General features: G+C 59.9%; 16 protein-coding genes. 4 read left to right on the top strand and 12 right to left on the bottom strand.

Going from position 1 to position 15,436, the window contains the following annotated elements:
- Nucleotides 1–32: 32 nt before the first annotated feature.
- From IB244_RS25220 to IB244_RS25205, 4 genes are all read left to right on the top strand, one after another.
- Nucleotides 33–1,004, top strand: a complete 972-nt coding sequence (locus tag IB244_RS25220) for an ABC transporter substrate-binding protein (RefSeq protein WP_169683554.1) — start codon at nucleotides 33–35, stop codon at nucleotides 1,002–1,004.
- A 402-nt stretch (nucleotides 1,005–1,406) separates the two neighbouring features.
- Nucleotides 1,407–2,597: an efflux RND transporter periplasmic adaptor subunit gene (locus IB244_RS25215; protein WP_018116918.1), complete on the top strand. Its 1,191-nt coding sequence runs from the start codon at nucleotides 1,407–1,409 to the stop codon at nucleotides 2,595–2,597.
- A 10-nt stretch (nucleotides 2,598–2,607) separates the two neighbouring features.
- Nucleotides 2,608–5,898 carry an efflux RND transporter permease subunit gene (locus IB244_RS25210; RefSeq protein ID WP_018116917.1) on the top strand — a complete coding sequence of 1,097 codons (3,291 nt, stop codon included), beginning with the start codon at nucleotides 2,608–2,610 and terminating at the stop codon, nucleotides 5,896–5,898.
- Between the two features lie 144 nt (nucleotides 5,899–6,042).
- A complete protein-coding gene (locus tag IB244_RS25205; protein ID WP_018116916.1) occupies nucleotides 6,043–6,723 on the top strand; it encodes a Crp/Fnr family transcriptional regulator in 681 nt (226 codons plus the stop codon).
- Here the strand turns inward: IB244_RS25205 and ureG are convergent, their stop codons facing one another.
- The 12 genes from ureG to IB244_RS25150 all read right to left on the bottom strand — a co-directional run bounded on the left by ureG (nucleotide 6,724) and on the right by IB244_RS25150 (nucleotide 15,417).
- Nucleotides 6,724–7,335 carry an urease accessory protein UreG gene (gene ureG, locus IB244_RS25200; protein ID WP_025660122.1) on the bottom strand — a complete coding sequence of 204 codons (612 nt, stop codon included), beginning with the start codon at nucleotides 7,333–7,335 and terminating at the stop codon, nucleotides 6,724–6,726.
- Between the two features lie 101 nt (nucleotides 7,336–7,436).
- Nucleotides 7,437–8,108 carry an urease accessory protein UreF gene (locus IB244_RS25195; RefSeq protein ID WP_018858240.1) on the bottom strand — a complete coding sequence of 224 codons (672 nt, stop codon included), beginning with the start codon at nucleotides 8,106–8,108 and terminating at the stop codon, nucleotides 7,437–7,439.
- 6 nt (nucleotides 8,109–8,114) lie between these two features.
- A complete protein-coding gene (gene ureE / locus IB244_RS25190; RefSeq protein WP_192306081.1) occupies nucleotides 8,115–8,597 on the bottom strand; it encodes an urease accessory protein UreE in 483 nt (160 codons plus the stop codon).
- Nucleotides 8,598–8,704: 107 nt separating this feature from the next.
- The gene (locus tag IB244_RS32550) at nucleotides 8,705–9,451 is read right to left on the bottom strand and encodes a tetratricopeptide repeat protein (RefSeq protein WP_246734668.1); all 747 of its coding nucleotides are present in this window, start codon (nucleotides 9,449–9,451) and stop codon (nucleotides 8,705–8,707) included.
- Nucleotides 9,452–9,478: 27 nt separating this feature from the next.
- Nucleotides 9,479–10,390 (bottom strand): adenylate/guanylate cyclase domain-containing protein, encoded by a 912-nt coding sequence (locus IB244_RS32545; RefSeq protein WP_246734666.1) that lies wholly within the window; start codon nucleotides 10,388–10,390, stop codon nucleotides 9,479–9,481.
- A 171-nt stretch (nucleotides 10,391–10,561) separates the two neighbouring features.
- Nucleotides 10,562–11,413 carry a GGDEF domain-containing protein gene (locus IB244_RS25180; RefSeq protein WP_192306079.1) on the bottom strand — a complete coding sequence of 284 codons (852 nt, stop codon included), beginning with the start codon at nucleotides 11,411–11,413 and terminating at the stop codon, nucleotides 10,562–10,564.
- Nucleotides 11,414–11,753: 340 nt separating this feature from the next.
- Complete coding sequence (gene ureC, locus IB244_RS25175) at nucleotides 11,754–13,463, bottom strand: urease subunit alpha (protein WP_018858236.1); 1,710 nt, start codon at nucleotides 13,461–13,463, stop codon at nucleotides 11,754–11,756.
- A 3-nt stretch (nucleotides 13,464–13,466) separates the two neighbouring features.
- Nucleotides 13,467–14,090, bottom strand: coding sequence for a hypothetical protein (locus IB244_RS25170; RefSeq protein WP_026371926.1), 624 nt, complete (start codon nucleotides 14,088–14,090; stop codon nucleotides 13,467–13,469).
- 16 nt (nucleotides 14,091–14,106) lie between these two features.
- A complete protein-coding gene (locus tag IB244_RS25165) occupies nucleotides 14,107–14,517 on the bottom strand; it encodes a lysozyme inhibitor LprI family protein (protein ID WP_018858234.1) in 411 nt (136 codons plus the stop codon).
- A gap of 19 nt (nucleotides 14,518–14,536) precedes the next feature.
- On the bottom strand, nucleotides 14,537–14,842 hold the full coding sequence (locus IB244_RS25160; protein WP_018858233.1) for an urease subunit beta: 306 nt from the start codon (nucleotides 14,840–14,842) through the stop codon (nucleotides 14,537–14,539).
- A 10-nt stretch (nucleotides 14,843–14,852) separates the two neighbouring features.
- Complete coding sequence (locus IB244_RS25155) at nucleotides 14,853–15,107, bottom strand: DUF1272 domain-containing protein (RefSeq protein ID WP_018858232.1); 255 nt, start codon at nucleotides 15,105–15,107, stop codon at nucleotides 14,853–14,855.
- A 7-nt stretch (nucleotides 15,108–15,114) separates the two neighbouring features.
- Complete coding sequence (locus tag IB244_RS25150) at nucleotides 15,115–15,417, bottom strand: urease subunit gamma (protein ID WP_018858231.1); 303 nt, start codon at nucleotides 15,415–15,417, stop codon at nucleotides 15,115–15,117.
- Nucleotides 15,418–15,436 lie beyond the last annotated feature (19 nt).

Below are 15,436 nucleotides of genomic sequence, written 5' to 3'. Positions count from 1 at the left end.
ATTAGGGCATAACTTCAGAGGGAAAAAAGAAAATGAAAAAACTGATTATTGCGATGATGGCGAGCGCGATGTCGCTCGCGGCAACCCAAGCGATGGCTGCCGACAAGGTGACGCTGCAGCTCAAGTGGGTGACGCAGTCGCAGTTCGCCGGTTATTACGTCGCCAAGGATAAGGGCTACTACGAGGAAGAAGGCCTCGACGTCACCATCAAGCCGGGCGGCCCTGACATTGCGCCGGAACAGGTGATCGCCGGCGGCGGCGCTGACGTCATCGTCGACTGGATGGGCGGCGCGCTTGTTGCTCGTGAGAAGGGCGTTCCGCTCGTCAACATCGCCCAGCCCTACCAGAAATCAGGCATGGAAATGGTCTGCCGCAAGGACGGCCCGATCAAGACCGAAGCCGATTTCAAGGGCCATACGCTCGGCGTCTGGTTCTTCGGCAACGAATATCCGTTCTTCGCCTGGATGAACAAGCTTGGCCTGAAGACCGAAGGCGGTGCCGATGGCGTGACCGTGTTGAAGCAGAGCTTCGACGTGCAGCCGCTGCTGCAGAAGCAGGCCGACTGCATCTCCGTCATGACCTATAACGAATACTGGCAGGCGATCGATGCCGGCTTCAAGCCCGAAGACCTGATCGTCTTCAACTATACCGCCATGGGCAACGACCTTCTCGAAGACGGCCTCTATGCCATGGAAGACAAGCTCAAGGACCCGGCCTTCAAGGAAAAGATGGTCAAGTTCGTCAAGGCTTCGATGAAGGGCTGGAAGTACGCAACCGAGAACCCGGATGAAGCTGCCGGAATCGTCGTTGACGCCGGCGGCCAGGACGAAAACCACCAGAAGCGTATGATGGGCGAAGTTGCCAAGTTGATCGGCGATGGCACCGGCAAGCTCGACACGACCCTCTATGATCGCACGGCCAAGGCACTCCTTGACCAAAAGATCATCAACAAGGAACCGACCGGAGCGTGGACGCACGACGTAACGGACGCTGCTTCCAAGTAATTCGGTAACGACAAGACACGAAACGCGCGGACCCTCCGCGCGTTTTTTCATTTTTTTGCTGTTTTTATCGAAGAAATTTCGCGATCGATGTCGCATCGAGCGGTGCTCGCACGTCATAACAACGACGCAGAATCAACTAACGGAATGCTTGCATAACCGCACAGTGATTGATCTGCATCACATTGGTAATTATTGTGTTCGAACGAGGAATTATTTTCTGCCGGACTTGCGCGATGGGCAAATAGCTACCACGTACAAGCCGAGTTTGCCGGATGAGGGACTTCTTAAGTAAGAGTCGGCAAATGAACGAAAATACTTCTGAGAATACCAATACGGGAACCGGTCATGGGCGCGCTGATGACAACGCGCAAGCTAGGCCGAGCAAAAACTGGATGACGACGCATGGCACGTACGCCTGTTAAGATACTTCGCGCCTCAACTCTGCTGATCGCGGCGGTTGTAGCTTCAACGACATTTGCGCAGGAACAGCCGGTCGCAAAGCCGCAACAAAACCTGCCGGCCATCGTCGTGACGAAAGCCTCCACCCGCACGCTCGTCGATCGTGTTGTTGCGACCGGTACGGTTAAGCCAGTCGAGGAAGTCTATATCCAGCCGCAGGTCGAAGGCTTGTCGATCCGTGCGCTCAACGCGGATATCGGCGACAGGGTCCAGGCCGATAGCACGCTGGCGACCCTGAACGACGACGCAATCATCCTGCAGAAGAGCCAGATGCAGGCCACGAAGGCCAAGAACGAGGCGAGCCTTGCCCAGCTTCGCGCACAACTGATTGAAGCAGAGGCAAATGCGGAGCAGGCACGACAGCAGCAGGTCCGCGCCCAGGAAATGGGCAAGAAGGGCACTGTCTCGACAGCAACGGTCGAACAGGCGGATGCTGCTGCAGCTTCCGCCAACGCCCGTGTCGACTCGGCAAAGCAGGCAATCCAGGTAGCCGTCGCGGAGATCAAGGTCACGGAGAGCCAGATCGCGGACGCTGATCTGAAGCTCGCACGCACCGACGTCAAGACGCCGGTCGCCGGTACTGTCGCAGCCAAGAACGCCAGGATCGGAGCAATTGCGCTCGCCACCGGCGATCCGCTTTTCACGGTCATTCGCGATGACGAGATCGAGCTTGTGGCGGAAGTGGGTGAGAGCGAGATTGTGAAGGTTCAACCCGGCCAGAAGGCCACCATCTTGCTCTCTGGTAGTCGCGAAAAGATTAGCGGCTCCGTGCGTCTGGTCTCGCCGACAGTCGATCCGCTCACGCGCCTCGGTTTGGTCCACATTTTGATCGACGATTCCAGCAAGGCGCGTTCGGGCATGTACGGCAGCGCCGACATCGTCGTGCGCACAACGGAAAACGTAGCGCTCCCCGTCTCGGCCGTGCTGTCGGGCAATGAAGGATCCTCGGCCCGTAAGGTCGAGAATAACGTCGTCAAGTTTGCCAAGGTCGAAACCGGCATTCAGGACGGAGCCTATGTCGAGATCGTCAATGGATTGAAAGCTGGCGATGAGGTCGTAGCCAAAGCGGGCGCCTATGTCCGTGACGGCGACCGCATCACGCCGGTTCGTGAACAGCCACCGGTTTCCAACTGAGAGACGGCCGATGAACTTTTCAGCCTGGTCTATCCGAAATCCCGTCGCCTCGCTTCTGGCGTTCGCACTTCTGCTTTTCGTCGGCATCCAGTCCTTCAATAGGCTGCCGATCACGCGGTTTCCGAACATTGACGTTCCGCTCGTCTCCATCGTCGTAACGCAGAGCGGCGCTTCGCCGGCCGAGCTCGAGATGCAGGTGACGAAGGAGATCGAGGATGCCGTCGCCAGTATCAACGGCATCGATGAAATCCAATCGACGGTGACGGACGGCCAGTCGCAGACGGTCGTCATGTTCCGCATGGAAGTGCCGACCGAGCAGGCCGTTCAGGACACCAAGGACGCGATCGACCGCATCCGCAGCGACCTGCCTGCCAACGTCGAAGAACCGATCGTCTCGAAGATCGACGTCGAGGGTCAGGCGATCCAGACCTTTGCCGTCTCCTCCCCCGACATGACGCTCGAAGAGCTCTCCTGGTTCGTCGATGATACGGTCAAGCGCGCCTTGCAGGGGCAGGCCGGCATCGGCCGTGTCGACCGTTACGGCGGTGCAGACCGCGAAGTGCGTATCGAGCTCAATCCCGACAAGCTGAACGCCCACGGCATTACCGCGGCAAGCGTGAACCAACAACTGCGCGGCACCAACGTCGACCTCGGCTCCGGCCGTGGCCAGGTGGCAGGCAGCGAACAGGCGATCCGTGTGCTCGGCGACGCCCGCAACGTCGCCGAACTTGCCAACACCACGATCGCATTGCCGAACGGCCGCTTCGTCAAGGTTTCCGATCTCGGCGTCATCAAGGACACCTATCAGGAGCCGAAATCCTTCTCGCGCTTCGATGATACCCCTGTCGTGACCTTCGGCGTCTTCCGCTCGAAGGGTGCCAGTGAGGTCAGCGTCGCCGAAACCGTGGCAAAGAGCCTCGACAAGGTGCGTGCGGAAAACCCGAACGTCGGCATCGAGCTGATCAGCGACTCCGTTTATTTCACCTATGGCAACTATGAAGCGGCCATCGATACGCTGATCGAGGGCGCGCTGCTTGCGATCATCGTTGTCTTCCTCTTCCTCCGGAACTGGCGTGCCACGCTTATCTCGGCCATCGCGCTGCCGTTGTCGGCGATCCCGACTTTCTGGATCATGGACCTGATGGGTTTCTCGCTGAACCTTGTCAGCTTCCTCGCCCTGACGCTCGCGACCGGTATTCTCGTCGATGACGCGATCGTCGAGATCGAGAACATCGCCCGACATATCAAGATGGGCAAGACGCCCTACCGCGCGGCGATCGAGGCGGCAGACGAAATCGGCCTCGCGGTTATCGCGACGACCTTCACGATCATCGCTGTGTTCGTGCCGGTGTCGTTCATGCCTGGCATCCCCGGTCAGTACTTCATTCAGTTCGGCCTGACAGTTGCCTTCTCGGTCTTCTTCTCGCTCATGGTGGCGCGCCTCATCACGCCGATGATGGCCGCATATCTGATGCGCGCGGAAGACGGCATCGAAGATCATCACGACAACGACGGCCTCTTCTTCCGCGGATATACGCGCCTCGTGCGCGCTACGACCCGCCGGTGGTGGACCCGCTATGCGACACTGATTGCGGCGATCGCCTTCCTTGTCGGCTCCGTGATGTTGCTTGCGCAGGTGCCCGGCAGCTTCCTGCCGCCGGAGGACGCATCGCGCATCGTCCTGTCCGTCGAGCTACCGCCGAATGCGACGCTCGACGACACGGAAGCGACCACGAACGCGATCTACAAGGACGTGAAGGATATCGACGGCGTCGAAAGCGTCTTCGTGCTTGGTGGCGCGTCTCCGAAGGGCGACCTCGAACTGCGCCGTGCGACGGTAACGCTCACGCTCCACAAGCTTGACCAGAGGCTTTTAAAGAAGCTGGACGACATGCTCGTTAAGGTCCCGGTCATTGGATCCTATCTGCCCAAGGTGGAACCAAAGGGACGCGTTCGTCCGCAGTGGGATATCGAAAAGGAGGTCTTTGCCAAACTCCATGATATCCCAGACGTTCGCATCCTGAAGCTCAACGATCGCGGCGAACGTGACCTGTCGTTCAACTTCCTCTCCAAGAACGAGAAGGATCTGAACGATGCTGTCGGTATCCTGGAAGCGAAACTGCGAGCCGATCCGCTGCTGGCGAACGTCAGCGCCGAAGGCGCCCTGCCCCGTCCGGAACTCCAGATCCGTCCGCGCAAGGATCAGGCGGCTCGCCTCGGCATCACGCCGCAGCAGATCTCCGAAACCATCCGCGTTGCCACCATCGGCGATATTGATGCGGCGCTCGCCAAGATCAACCTGGACGATCGCCAGATCCCGATCCGCGTGCAGGCCTCGCTCGACATGCGTCGCGATCTTGCCGCCTTGCGGGCAATGAAGATCCAGACGGCAAGCGGCAGCACCGTACCGCTCTCCACTGTCGCCGATATCGACTATTCGGAAGGCGTCAGCTCGATCAAGCGCAACAACCGCTACCGCGTCGTATCGATCGGCTCGGACCTGCCGCAGGGCGTGGCACTCGACACTGCCTCGGCACGGTTCCGCCAGATCGTCAAGGAAGCCAACATTCCGCCGACGGTACAGCTTGCCGAAAGTGGCGACACGAAGGTGCAGACCGAAATGCAGCAGAGCTTCGTCAACGCCATGTTGATGGGCCTGATGCTGGTGCTGACGGTGCTGATCCTCCTCTTCAAGGACGTGATCCAGCCCTTCACCATCCTGTTCTCGCTGCCGCTTGCGATCGGCGGCGTGGCAGTCGGGCTGCTGGTCACCCAGAATCCGCTCTCGATGCCCGTGATGATCGGCATCCTGATGCTGATGGGCATCGTGACGAAGAACGCGATCCTGCTCGTCGACTTCGCCATCGAGATGCGTCATCGCGGCATGGAGCGTGTCGAAGCCATGGTCGAAGCAGGTCGCAAGCGCGCCCGGCCGATCATCATGACGTCTATCGCCATGTCAGCAGGTATGCTGCCATCAGCGCTCGGCGTCGGCGAAGGCGGTTCGTTCCGTGCGCCGATGGCGATTGCGGTGATCGGCGGCATTATCGTGTCGACCGTGCTTTCGCTGGTCGTCGTGCCTTCGTTCTTCCTGATCATGGACGATCTGTCCCGCTTGCTTGCCTGGATGTTCGGTCGTCTCGTGGGCAAGAAGGACAAGGAAGATCTGGCCATGTCCCGCGAAGAACTCACACAAGCGCTGGGTGCGCTCGAGGGCCGGGTAACGGCAATCGAGACCCCGGAAAGCAAGCGCGGCAAATCTGGCAATGTCGTACGCCTGCCGCCGTTCGCGGCAGAGTAGCCGCTCGAGCCAAGAGCCGGGGCAACACCCCGGCTTTTTTATTAGCTGACATTTGATCAAGCTCAAGTTCTGAACCGCATCTCCCGGTTATCCTTCCAAATATCAGGTAGGGAACGGCACCCGCCGCGCCACAGGGAGAAACAGATGTCCGGAGCTTTTAAACTGAGCAGCGCGCAGCAGGCGATGCTTGGCGGTGCGTTGATCACCTCCAATCTTGACCGACACGAGCGAGACGCTCTGCTGTCCTGCGCGGTGGCGGTGCGCTACGGTCCACAGGATGTTCTCTTCCGTGAACACGAGAAGGCGCACTACTTCTATTGCGTGCTAAGTGGCTACGTCAGGCTCTATCGCGGCTCTGAGGAACGCGAAGCGGATGTCAGCATCTGCGAGCCGGGCGACAGCTTCGGTGAATGCCTGGTGCTTGCCGGCGACGCATACAATTATAGCGCACAGGCGATGGAGCACGTCATCCTCGCCCGCTTTGATCTCGCTGAGGTCAAGGCGTTGCTCGCTCAACACCCGCGGATTGGCAGCGCGATCGCGCGCAGCCTCTCGCGGCATTTGCTGTCGACCATGGAGTGTCTGGCGCGCGATCGCATGCAGACCAGCCAGCAGCGCGTCGCCCACTATCTGCTGACGCATTGTACGAGTGAGGGTGCGCGGGCTTCCCTGCGCCTGCCGTTCCAAAAGCGCCTGCTGGCACGAAAGCTCGGCCTTGCGCCGGAAGCGCTGTCACGTGCCTTCTCCGCCTTGCGCACATCAGGCGTACGCGTCAGCGGCCGCGCCATCGCGATCGAGGATGTCAACGCGCTGAGGCAGGTTTGACTACAGGCCGCCATGTTCCTTCAGGAAGCTGACGATGGAGCTAACGCCATCGCCACGCTTCATGTCGGAGAATACGAAGGGGCGTGCCTGGCGCATCCGTGTCGCGTCGCGGTCCATGACCTCGAGGTCCGCGCCGACATAGGGAGCCAGATCCTTCTTGTTGATGACGAGAAGGTCCGATTTGGTAATGCCTGGGCCACCCTTGCGCGGGATTTCCTCGCCCTGGCAAACCGAGATAACGTAGATCGTGATATCAGCCAGATCAGGGGAGAAGGTGGCGGCCAGATTGTCACCGCCCGACTCGATGAAAACTACATCGAGATCGGGAATCCGCTCATTCAGGCCCGCGATGGCCTGCAGATTGATCGTCGCGTCCTCACGGATCGCCGTGTGCGGGCAACCGCCGGTCTCCACGCCAACGATCCGATCCGATGGCAAAGCTTGCATGCGCATGAGCGCCTCGGCATCCTCGGTCGTGTAGATGTCGTTCGTGACGACAGCCACCGAATAGTCGTCGCGCATGGCCTTGCAGAGCTTCTCCGTCAGCGCCGTCTTGCCGGAGCCGACCGGCCCACCGATGCCCACGCGCAAGGGTCCGTTTCCTGATTTCATATTCTGAACTCCAATAACGGCCGATGATAGCGTGCCGCCTGAAGGGCGACCACCGGCAAATGACGCAGGTGGCGACGGGTGGCCGCGCGTCTGCGGACAAGTCACGATCGAAAGAGCCTGGTCGACTGCGTTTCATGGCGCAGCGACATGATGTCGGCCTGGATGGTCGCCGATCCGAGATCGTCGAGTGTTGAAGCTGCCGCCCGTTTCACAACCGAGGTTATGTCGCCTTCAAGCCGCGACAGAATGGCAACGCCATCCTTTTGCCCGGCCACGCCGAGACGGATACCTGCGGAAACTGCCTGCGAGAGATAGGCATGCAGGAATGCCGCAATCGCCTTCTCCAACGCCACCCCATGGGCACCCGCCACGGCACCGATCGCCACCGGGTAGGCCACATGTCGCGGCAATCGATCGAAAACCTCGTCTGGCCACGCACCGGCGGCGGACAGGAACGCATCGCCGAGCAGCATCGTCTCCTGATGACGCTCGCGCGAGCCGGCAAGCGCTTCGGCGAGCTCCGCCAGTTCGCCGAGCCGCTCCGACTGTCGGTGACAGCGGTGGCTCTCGGCAAGGAGAACCACGTCGTTCCATACAGGCCCACGCTCCATCAGGTTCGACGCCCACGCAGTAAGCGAATGAGCATCGGGGACCAGCCGATCATGAACGGCGCGCTCCAGACCGCCTGAATAGGCGAAGGACCCGACGGGGAAAGCTGGCGACAGCCAGGTCATCATCCTCAACAACGCCTGCAGGTCGGCATCATCAGTCATATCGGATCAGTCGTGCGAGTGATGATGATGCGCTTGGTCATGACTGTGCGCATGGCCATGTGAATGATACGCACCGCGTACCGGCTGGAACGGCTCTGCAACTTCGCGGATCGTCGCACCGAGCCCTTCGAGCATGGAGCGGATCACATGATCACGAAGGATAAGGATGCGGTCTTCCTCGATCTGGGCGCCGAGATGCCGATTGCCGAGATGCCACGCGAGCTCGATCAGGTGCACGCGATCCCTGCCCCTCACCTCGAAGAGCTTCTCGTCTGCGGCTACAATTTCGATGAGCTCGCCATCCTCGAGAACCAACATATCACCACTGGCAAAAAGCACCGGCTCCTTGAGGTCGAGCATGACCATCTCGCCGTTGTCGAGGTGAAGCAGCTTTCGCCGCAAATGCCTCAGGTCGTGCGGCAAAACCACTTTTCCGATGGGGTTCGAGGAAGGCGTGCCCGCAGGCAGGTAGGAAGTAACGCGTTGCATGACGTGTCCAATTCGCTTGAGACTGCGACCATGCAAAATAGCCTGATGCGATGCAAGAAGGAACCTGCCGGAAAGGCATATGCAGCAGATGTTTGCGCCCGGAATTCCTATGCAGTTCCTACAAAGGCACAGAGAAGTTTTGAAAGCGCGTCCTGGTCGCGATAGGGAAAAGTGTTTCGCACAAGCTCAGGTCCGAGTGCGGGCTGAAGGCTCAAGGCCTCAGTCTGGTACTGCCCACGTCGAACTTCGTCACCGTGCAGGGCATAGGCCGCAGCAAGCAAGATAAGCGTTCGCCACGACCTCCATGGAATGTTCTCAAAATCCTCAATTGCAGAACCAAAGCGGCCCTGGTGGAGTCGGATAATTCCCCTGATCACCCAGAACCACACCGGGGGATATTTTGCCAACCTGAAGCATTCACCGATTTCGGCGTCCGCTTGTTCCAGGTCGCCGAGGTAGTGGAGCATTTCCGCGTGATCGGCGCGAATCTGCAGATCGCTGGGCGCAAGGTCGCGCGCCTTGCCATAATGCGATCTGGCCCCGTCGTAGTCGCGTGAAAGCAGATGGACCAGCGCTGCCGCATAGTGGGAAAGGGCGTCATTGTTGTCGATACGCAAGGCGATCCGTACGATCTCGTCGGCGCGGCGCAGGTGCTCGAAGTCGCCTGTTTGGGCAAAACTGTAAGTCAGGGCAATGGCATAGCTGGCCTGGGCATAAATCATCCCCGGATCCAGTTCCGTTGCCCTCAAGAAGAAAACCTCCGCCTCGGGAAGCATATGCTTACTATCAAGCATCCTGCCATAGAGGAAGTTTTCGTCGGCCGACCAGGACGACTGTGGTTTCTTGGCGATCATCTCGGATGCTGCAAGCAACACCTTGTCCTAAACCAGCGAGCCTATCTCCGCCGCCACCAGTTCAACGACATCGAAATGGTAACTTTCCGGAAGATCGAAAGCTCGCGACCACATCACAGGCGTGACGTTCGTATGCAGGAATTTGGCGTTTACCCGGAACGGGCCTGCGCCATGAATACCAATCTTGACCGTGTAGTCATACGGGCGAATAGCACTTCCATCCAGTGCGGCGGAAGCGGATCCAACACGCGAGACATCGAGCCAACGCTGCTCGGTAAGAAGGTCTTCAAGGGAGGATACAACCAGTTCCGCCAAGTCCAGCTGCTGCGGGGCCGTTGACGGCGCGGCGGTGATTCTAACTGCGGTCTTTGCGATTGCTCCGTCAGCAGGGCGCGGTCGCTCCTCTTCCACGAAACCGTTGTAACGTGGCTGCCAGTGCCAAACGCGCACGGGTCGATCGATATTCTTTAGAACCCTTTCGCCGCCATCCACAAAATCCGTCCCAGTCCTCTTGGCGATCTGGTGATAGACGCCATCGGTGATGCTTATGCCGCCGGGGAATGCGCTTGCTTCAATGCGAGAGGCAACGTTCACTCCGTCGCCGAATAAGTCGGTACCATCGACCAAAACATCGGCCAGATTGATTCCAATGCGAAGAATTAGGCGCGACCCTTCCGGCTGGCGCATAAGTTCGCCCTGGATTGCAATCGCGCACTCCACTGCACCGTTCACGGAATCAAATACGGCCAAGGTGCCGTCGCCCATGAGTTTGAAAACCCTGCCGCCTTCGCGCTCGACATTCGGCCTTATCAGCTCTTCCTGCATCGCTTTGACTGAAGCTAGCGTCGCCTCCTCGTCAGCCTCCATGAGACGAGAATAGCCGACTACGTCGGTGGCCATGATTGCTGCCAGCCGTCGCTTGAGGGGCGTCCATGCCATAAGCTCTCCAAGTAACCAGCGATCGCATGAGTGACAATGACAAGCGTAACACAGAACTACGCGGCGAAGCATGATTTCCGCCGTCGCGTGGGATCAACGAGGCCGCGTGGCGCTTATCCGCCGGCTACAACTTGTCGTTGCAGGCATTCGCTGTGTAATTCCGCGAATTCGTCAGGCCAGCCGCGCCTCATCGCAATCCATGTTCATTGCGTGCGCGGCCACGGCCTCCTCCGGCAAACGTCTGCGCCAACCAGGATGCAGCCCGTCATTCTCATGCACCACGCGATTTCGACCGAGCGCCTTTGCCAGGTAGAGCGCCTTGTCGGCCGCCGAATAAACAGCCTCGTTGCTCCGTGCGGGCTCGAACTCCGCAATACCGGCCGACACAGTCAGTGCGACCACGCAATCGTCGGCAACGACCGGATGCCCGGCCAGGCGGGCGCAGACCGACTGCACTCTCTCGATCCGCTGCTCTTGTGAGCCACCGACAACGATCGCGCCGAACTCTTCACCGCCCAGCCTCGCCGCGACGGAGTGCCCGCCGAAGGCAGCCGCGAGGATGGCGGAGACCGCCACGATGACGGAATCGCCGCAGGCATGGCCGAAGCGATCGTTTATGGCCTTGAACCGGTCGACGTCGAAGATCGCGAGACAGGCATTTCCATCGACCTGCTCCAATGCCTCTGTAAAGGCACGTCGGTTGAGAAGACCTGAAAGCACATCGGTGCGGCTCAACTGCTCGAACTCCGCGCGCGAGACGCTGAGCTGGTGCATCGCGTGACCGGCTATCAGCGACAGCACGCTTGAGACCGCCCCGCCAATAAGCCACGACAGTAACACGCCGTAGACAACACCATGAGCGAGCGGAACAGGCATCAGTCCCCCCCAGTCGAGCGGCGGCAATAGCAGGACAATGACGATCGACGAGAGCGTCACCGCAAGGAAGCTCATCTTGAGAGCAAACACATAAATTGCGCGGCGATCACGAAAATCGCCAAGCTCCGCCTGGAGTGAAATTCTCATGCGAATCGACCTTCTTGCCCGCCGCTAGGCACATTGCTTAGAGGTCACCTCCTGCTGAGTTCTTAAGTGAACTGTTAAAGTTCGAACGAGTTTGGTGAATTGAGCGGCGGTTGAAAGCTGCCCAAAAACGTGACGCTTTCCGCGATCAATCATCCAGCGAGGTTTGAAGCGTAACAATTTGTTTTTACTTGTGTTTTATAACCACCAACAAGGAGAATGTCCTATTACGGAAGGAACGCCTCAAGGTGGAACATACAAAAATAAAAAACAACCCACAGGAGATTCAGTCTTAACGCGCGGCTTTAGGAGCCGCCACCTCGCATGCGGCCGCCCCAAACACTCAAAACAAGAAATAGCGCTGCGCCATCGGCAGGACGGTGGCCGGCTCGCAGGTCAGCAACTCGCCATCAGCCCGCACCTCATAGGTCTCCGGATCGACCTCGATGTGCGGCGTCAGGCTGTTGTGAATCATCGACGCCTTGGAAAGGCCGCCGCGGGTGTTCTTCACAGCGACAAGATTTTTAGCGACGCCGAGACGGCTCTTCAGACCCGCATCGAGCGACGCTTGCGAGACGAAGGTGACAGACGAACTGGTTCGCAGCTTGCCATGGGCGGCAAACATCGGCCGGTAATGCATCGGCTGCGGCGTCGGGATCGAAGCATTCGGATCTCCCATGGGAGCCGCAGCAATCGAACCGCCGAGCAATACCATCTCAGGCTTGACGCCGAAGAAGGCAGGGTTCCACAGAACCAGATCGGCGCGCTTGCCGACTTCGATCGAGCCGATTTCGTGTGAAAGACCTTGCGCGATCGCCGGGTTGATCGTGTATTTCGCAATATAGCGGCGGACGCGGAAGTTGTCGTTCTCGCCCTTCTCTTCCTTCAGGCGGCCGCGCTGACGCTTCATCTTGTCGGCAGTCTGCCAAGTACGGATTGCTACCTCCCCGACACGACCCATGGCCTGGCTGTCGGACGAAATGATCGAGAAGGCGCCGATGTCATGCAGGATGTCTTCCGCCGCGATCGTCTCCTTGCGGATGCGGCTTTCGGCAAATGCGATGTCCTCGGGGATAGACGGTGACAGATGGTGGCAGACCATCAGCATGTCGAGATGCTCGGCGACGGTATTGACCGTGTAGGGCCGCGTCGGGTTGGTCGACGACGGGATGACGTTCGACTGACCGCAGATCTTGATAATGTCAGGAGCGTGGCCACCGCCCGCTCCTTCCGTGTGGAAGGCGTGGATGGTGCGGCCCTTAATGGCGCCGATCGTATCCTCGACAAAGCCGCTTTCATTCAGCGTGTCGGTGTGGATCATCACCTGGATGTCATAGTCGTCGGCGACCGAAAGGCAGCAGTCGATCGCAGCCGGCGTCGTGCCCCAGTCCTCGTGGAGCTTCAGCGACGATGCGCCCGCAAGCACCATCTCTTCGAGTGCGGCGGGCAGCGAGGCGTTTCCCTTGCCGGCAAGCGCAAGGTTCATCGGGAAGCCGTCGAAGCTCTCGATCATCCGCTCGATGTGCCAGGCACCGGTGCAGGTCGTGGCGAGCGTGCCATGCGCCGGGCCGGTGCCGCCGCCCAGCATGCAGGTTACGCCCGACATCAGCGCTTCCTCGATCTGCTGCGGGCAGATGTAGTGAATATGCGCATCCATACCGCCGGCAGTGATGATCTTGCCTTCGCCAGCGATCGCCTCGGTCGAGGGGCCGACGATGATGTTAACGCCGGGTTGCGTGTCCGGATTACCGGCTTTGCCGATCGCCGCGATGCGGCCGTTCTTTAGGCCTATATCGGCCTTGACGACGCCCGTATGGTCGATGATGACGACATTGGTGATGACGGTATCGACAGCACCCTGCGCCCGCGTCGCCTGGCTCTGGCCCATGCCGTCGCGAATGACCTTGCCGCCGCCAAATTTCACCTCTTCGCCATATGTGGTGAAATCCTTCTCGATCTCGATGAAGAGCTCGGTATCGGCAAGGCGCACCTTGTCGCCGGTGGTCGGGCCGAACATGCCGGCATAGGCGGCGCGGGAAATCTTGTAGGGCATATGTCAGGCTCCTTGGGAGGAAGAAAGGGATGCGCTTGCCGGCAGCCGCGTGACGCGGCCAGCGGCGACATAACTATCGACAAGCTGCCGCTCGGCAGCAAAAGGATGCCATTCCCATCCCGCGTGGCCGAAGCCTGCGAGGTCGATGGTCGCCTCGGGAAATCTGTTCATCACTTCTGATATCACGATCATGCCGCTGCTCGGCACGACGTAGGGCGCCGGGTGGTAGGCAGCCAGCGCCTCGTCCACCGCTTCATGAATCACTTTGTCAACGACCACATGCATCTTGCCAACATCAGCACAGAACGCATTGAATTGACTCGTGTAGTCGTCGCAGAAATCGTCGAGCTCGGGATGCGATACGGCCAGCGGCGCTCGCAGTTCCGCGAACTTTTGCGGATCGCGCACGCTCCAGATCGCCGCCGCCTCACGCACGGCTGGATGCTCCCGCCACGCCTCGGAAGCAAGCATTGCCTTGCCCGGCCGCCCGGTATTGCAGACGGCGACGACGTCGGTGCGCCCCGGGCTCGCTTCGTAGGAGCGGCATTCGTTAAAGCGGATAACGAACGCAGCATCCGCCACTGCGGCCGCCGCCTGTGCGCCGATCTCTCCGTTGCCGACGACCATGATCCTGCCAACCATGTCAGTTGCCCATCGTCTCTGCGAGTTCCTTGAGCTGCTTGGTGCGCGCGTCCGTCAACTCTGCAATGCAGCCTGCTACGAGCATCGGCTCCATCGTGCCGCCACGCGCCTGAAAGCCTGCCGCCTCACACTCCGCATCACGGAAATTCACCCATGCGCGCTGCGCCTTCACCAGTGCCTCTTCGGCACCCCGCATATCCGCATCGAGATCCTTGTCGAGTGCTGCGAGAGCCGCGCGCGTGATCTTGTATTGTGCGTTCAGTGCCTTGTCGGCGGTCTGCTGGCGCGCCTGTTCACAAGCCGTCATGTCAGCTTGCGTGACCGGATTTTTGCAATCAAGATCCTCGGCGTTGGCGCCGAAGGCAAAGACCGTCGCAGCACCGGCGGCCAGAAGGTGCAGGCTCGCACGCATCGTCTGCTCCCGGCCCACTCTAGAGCTTGCCCATGACCAGCTGGCGGAAACCGTAGACTTCGCGCTTGCCGGAGAGAGGGATGAGCGTCACCGAGCGCGTCTGACCGGGCTCGAAACGTACGGCCGTGCCGGCCGGGATATCGAGCCGCATGCCGTGTGCCTTCTCCCGATCGAAAGAGAGACCGGCATTCGTTTCCGCGAAATGATAGTGGCTGCCGACCTGCACGGGGCGATCGCCGGTGTTCGAGACCTCAAGCGTCACTGTCGGCGCGCCGACGTTCAGCTCGATGTCGCCGCTTGCGGCAATGATTTCTCCTGGGATCATGATCTTCTCCTCACGCAGCCTTGATGGGCCCGCAGCCCTCGGCTTTCAGAACGCGCTTTGTCGACGCCGGGTACTTGGCAAGCTTGGCAGCGGGGCGCGCCGGGCGGCGCACAAGTTCGCCGCCGCAATTCGGGCAGATGCCGCCGAGAACATCGGCAACGCAATCGGCGCAGAACGTGCATTCGAATGTGCAGATCATTGCCTCAGAACTGTCGGGCGGAAGATCCTTGTCGCAGCATTCGCAATTGGGGCGCAGCTCCAGCATGGGAACCTCAGCGGATCGGTTCGTGGACGGTGACGAGCTTGGTGCCATCAGGAAAGGTTGCCTCGACCTGGACGTCATGGATCATCTCCGCGATGCCTTCCATCACTTGGTCACGGCCGACGACATGAGCCCCCGCCTCCATCAGTTCGGCGACCGGACGCCCGTCACGCGCGCCTTCGACGACGAAATCGGTGATCAACGCGATCGCTTCGGGATGGTTGAGCTTGACGCCCCGTTCCAGCCGCCGCCGCGCGACCATCGCCGCCATCGAAATCAACAGCTTGTCTTTTTCTCTCGGTGTGAGGTTCATCATGCATCCATCTGCTTCA

It is taken from the genome of Rhizobium sp. RHZ02 (assembly GCF_014851575.1).
Classification (GTDB): Bacteria; Pseudomonadota; Alphaproteobacteria; order Rhizobiales; family Rhizobiaceae; genus Rhizobium; species Rhizobium altiplani.
Note: the sequence above shows the minus strand (reverse complement) of the source record. Positions and strands in the feature narration are given on the sequence as shown.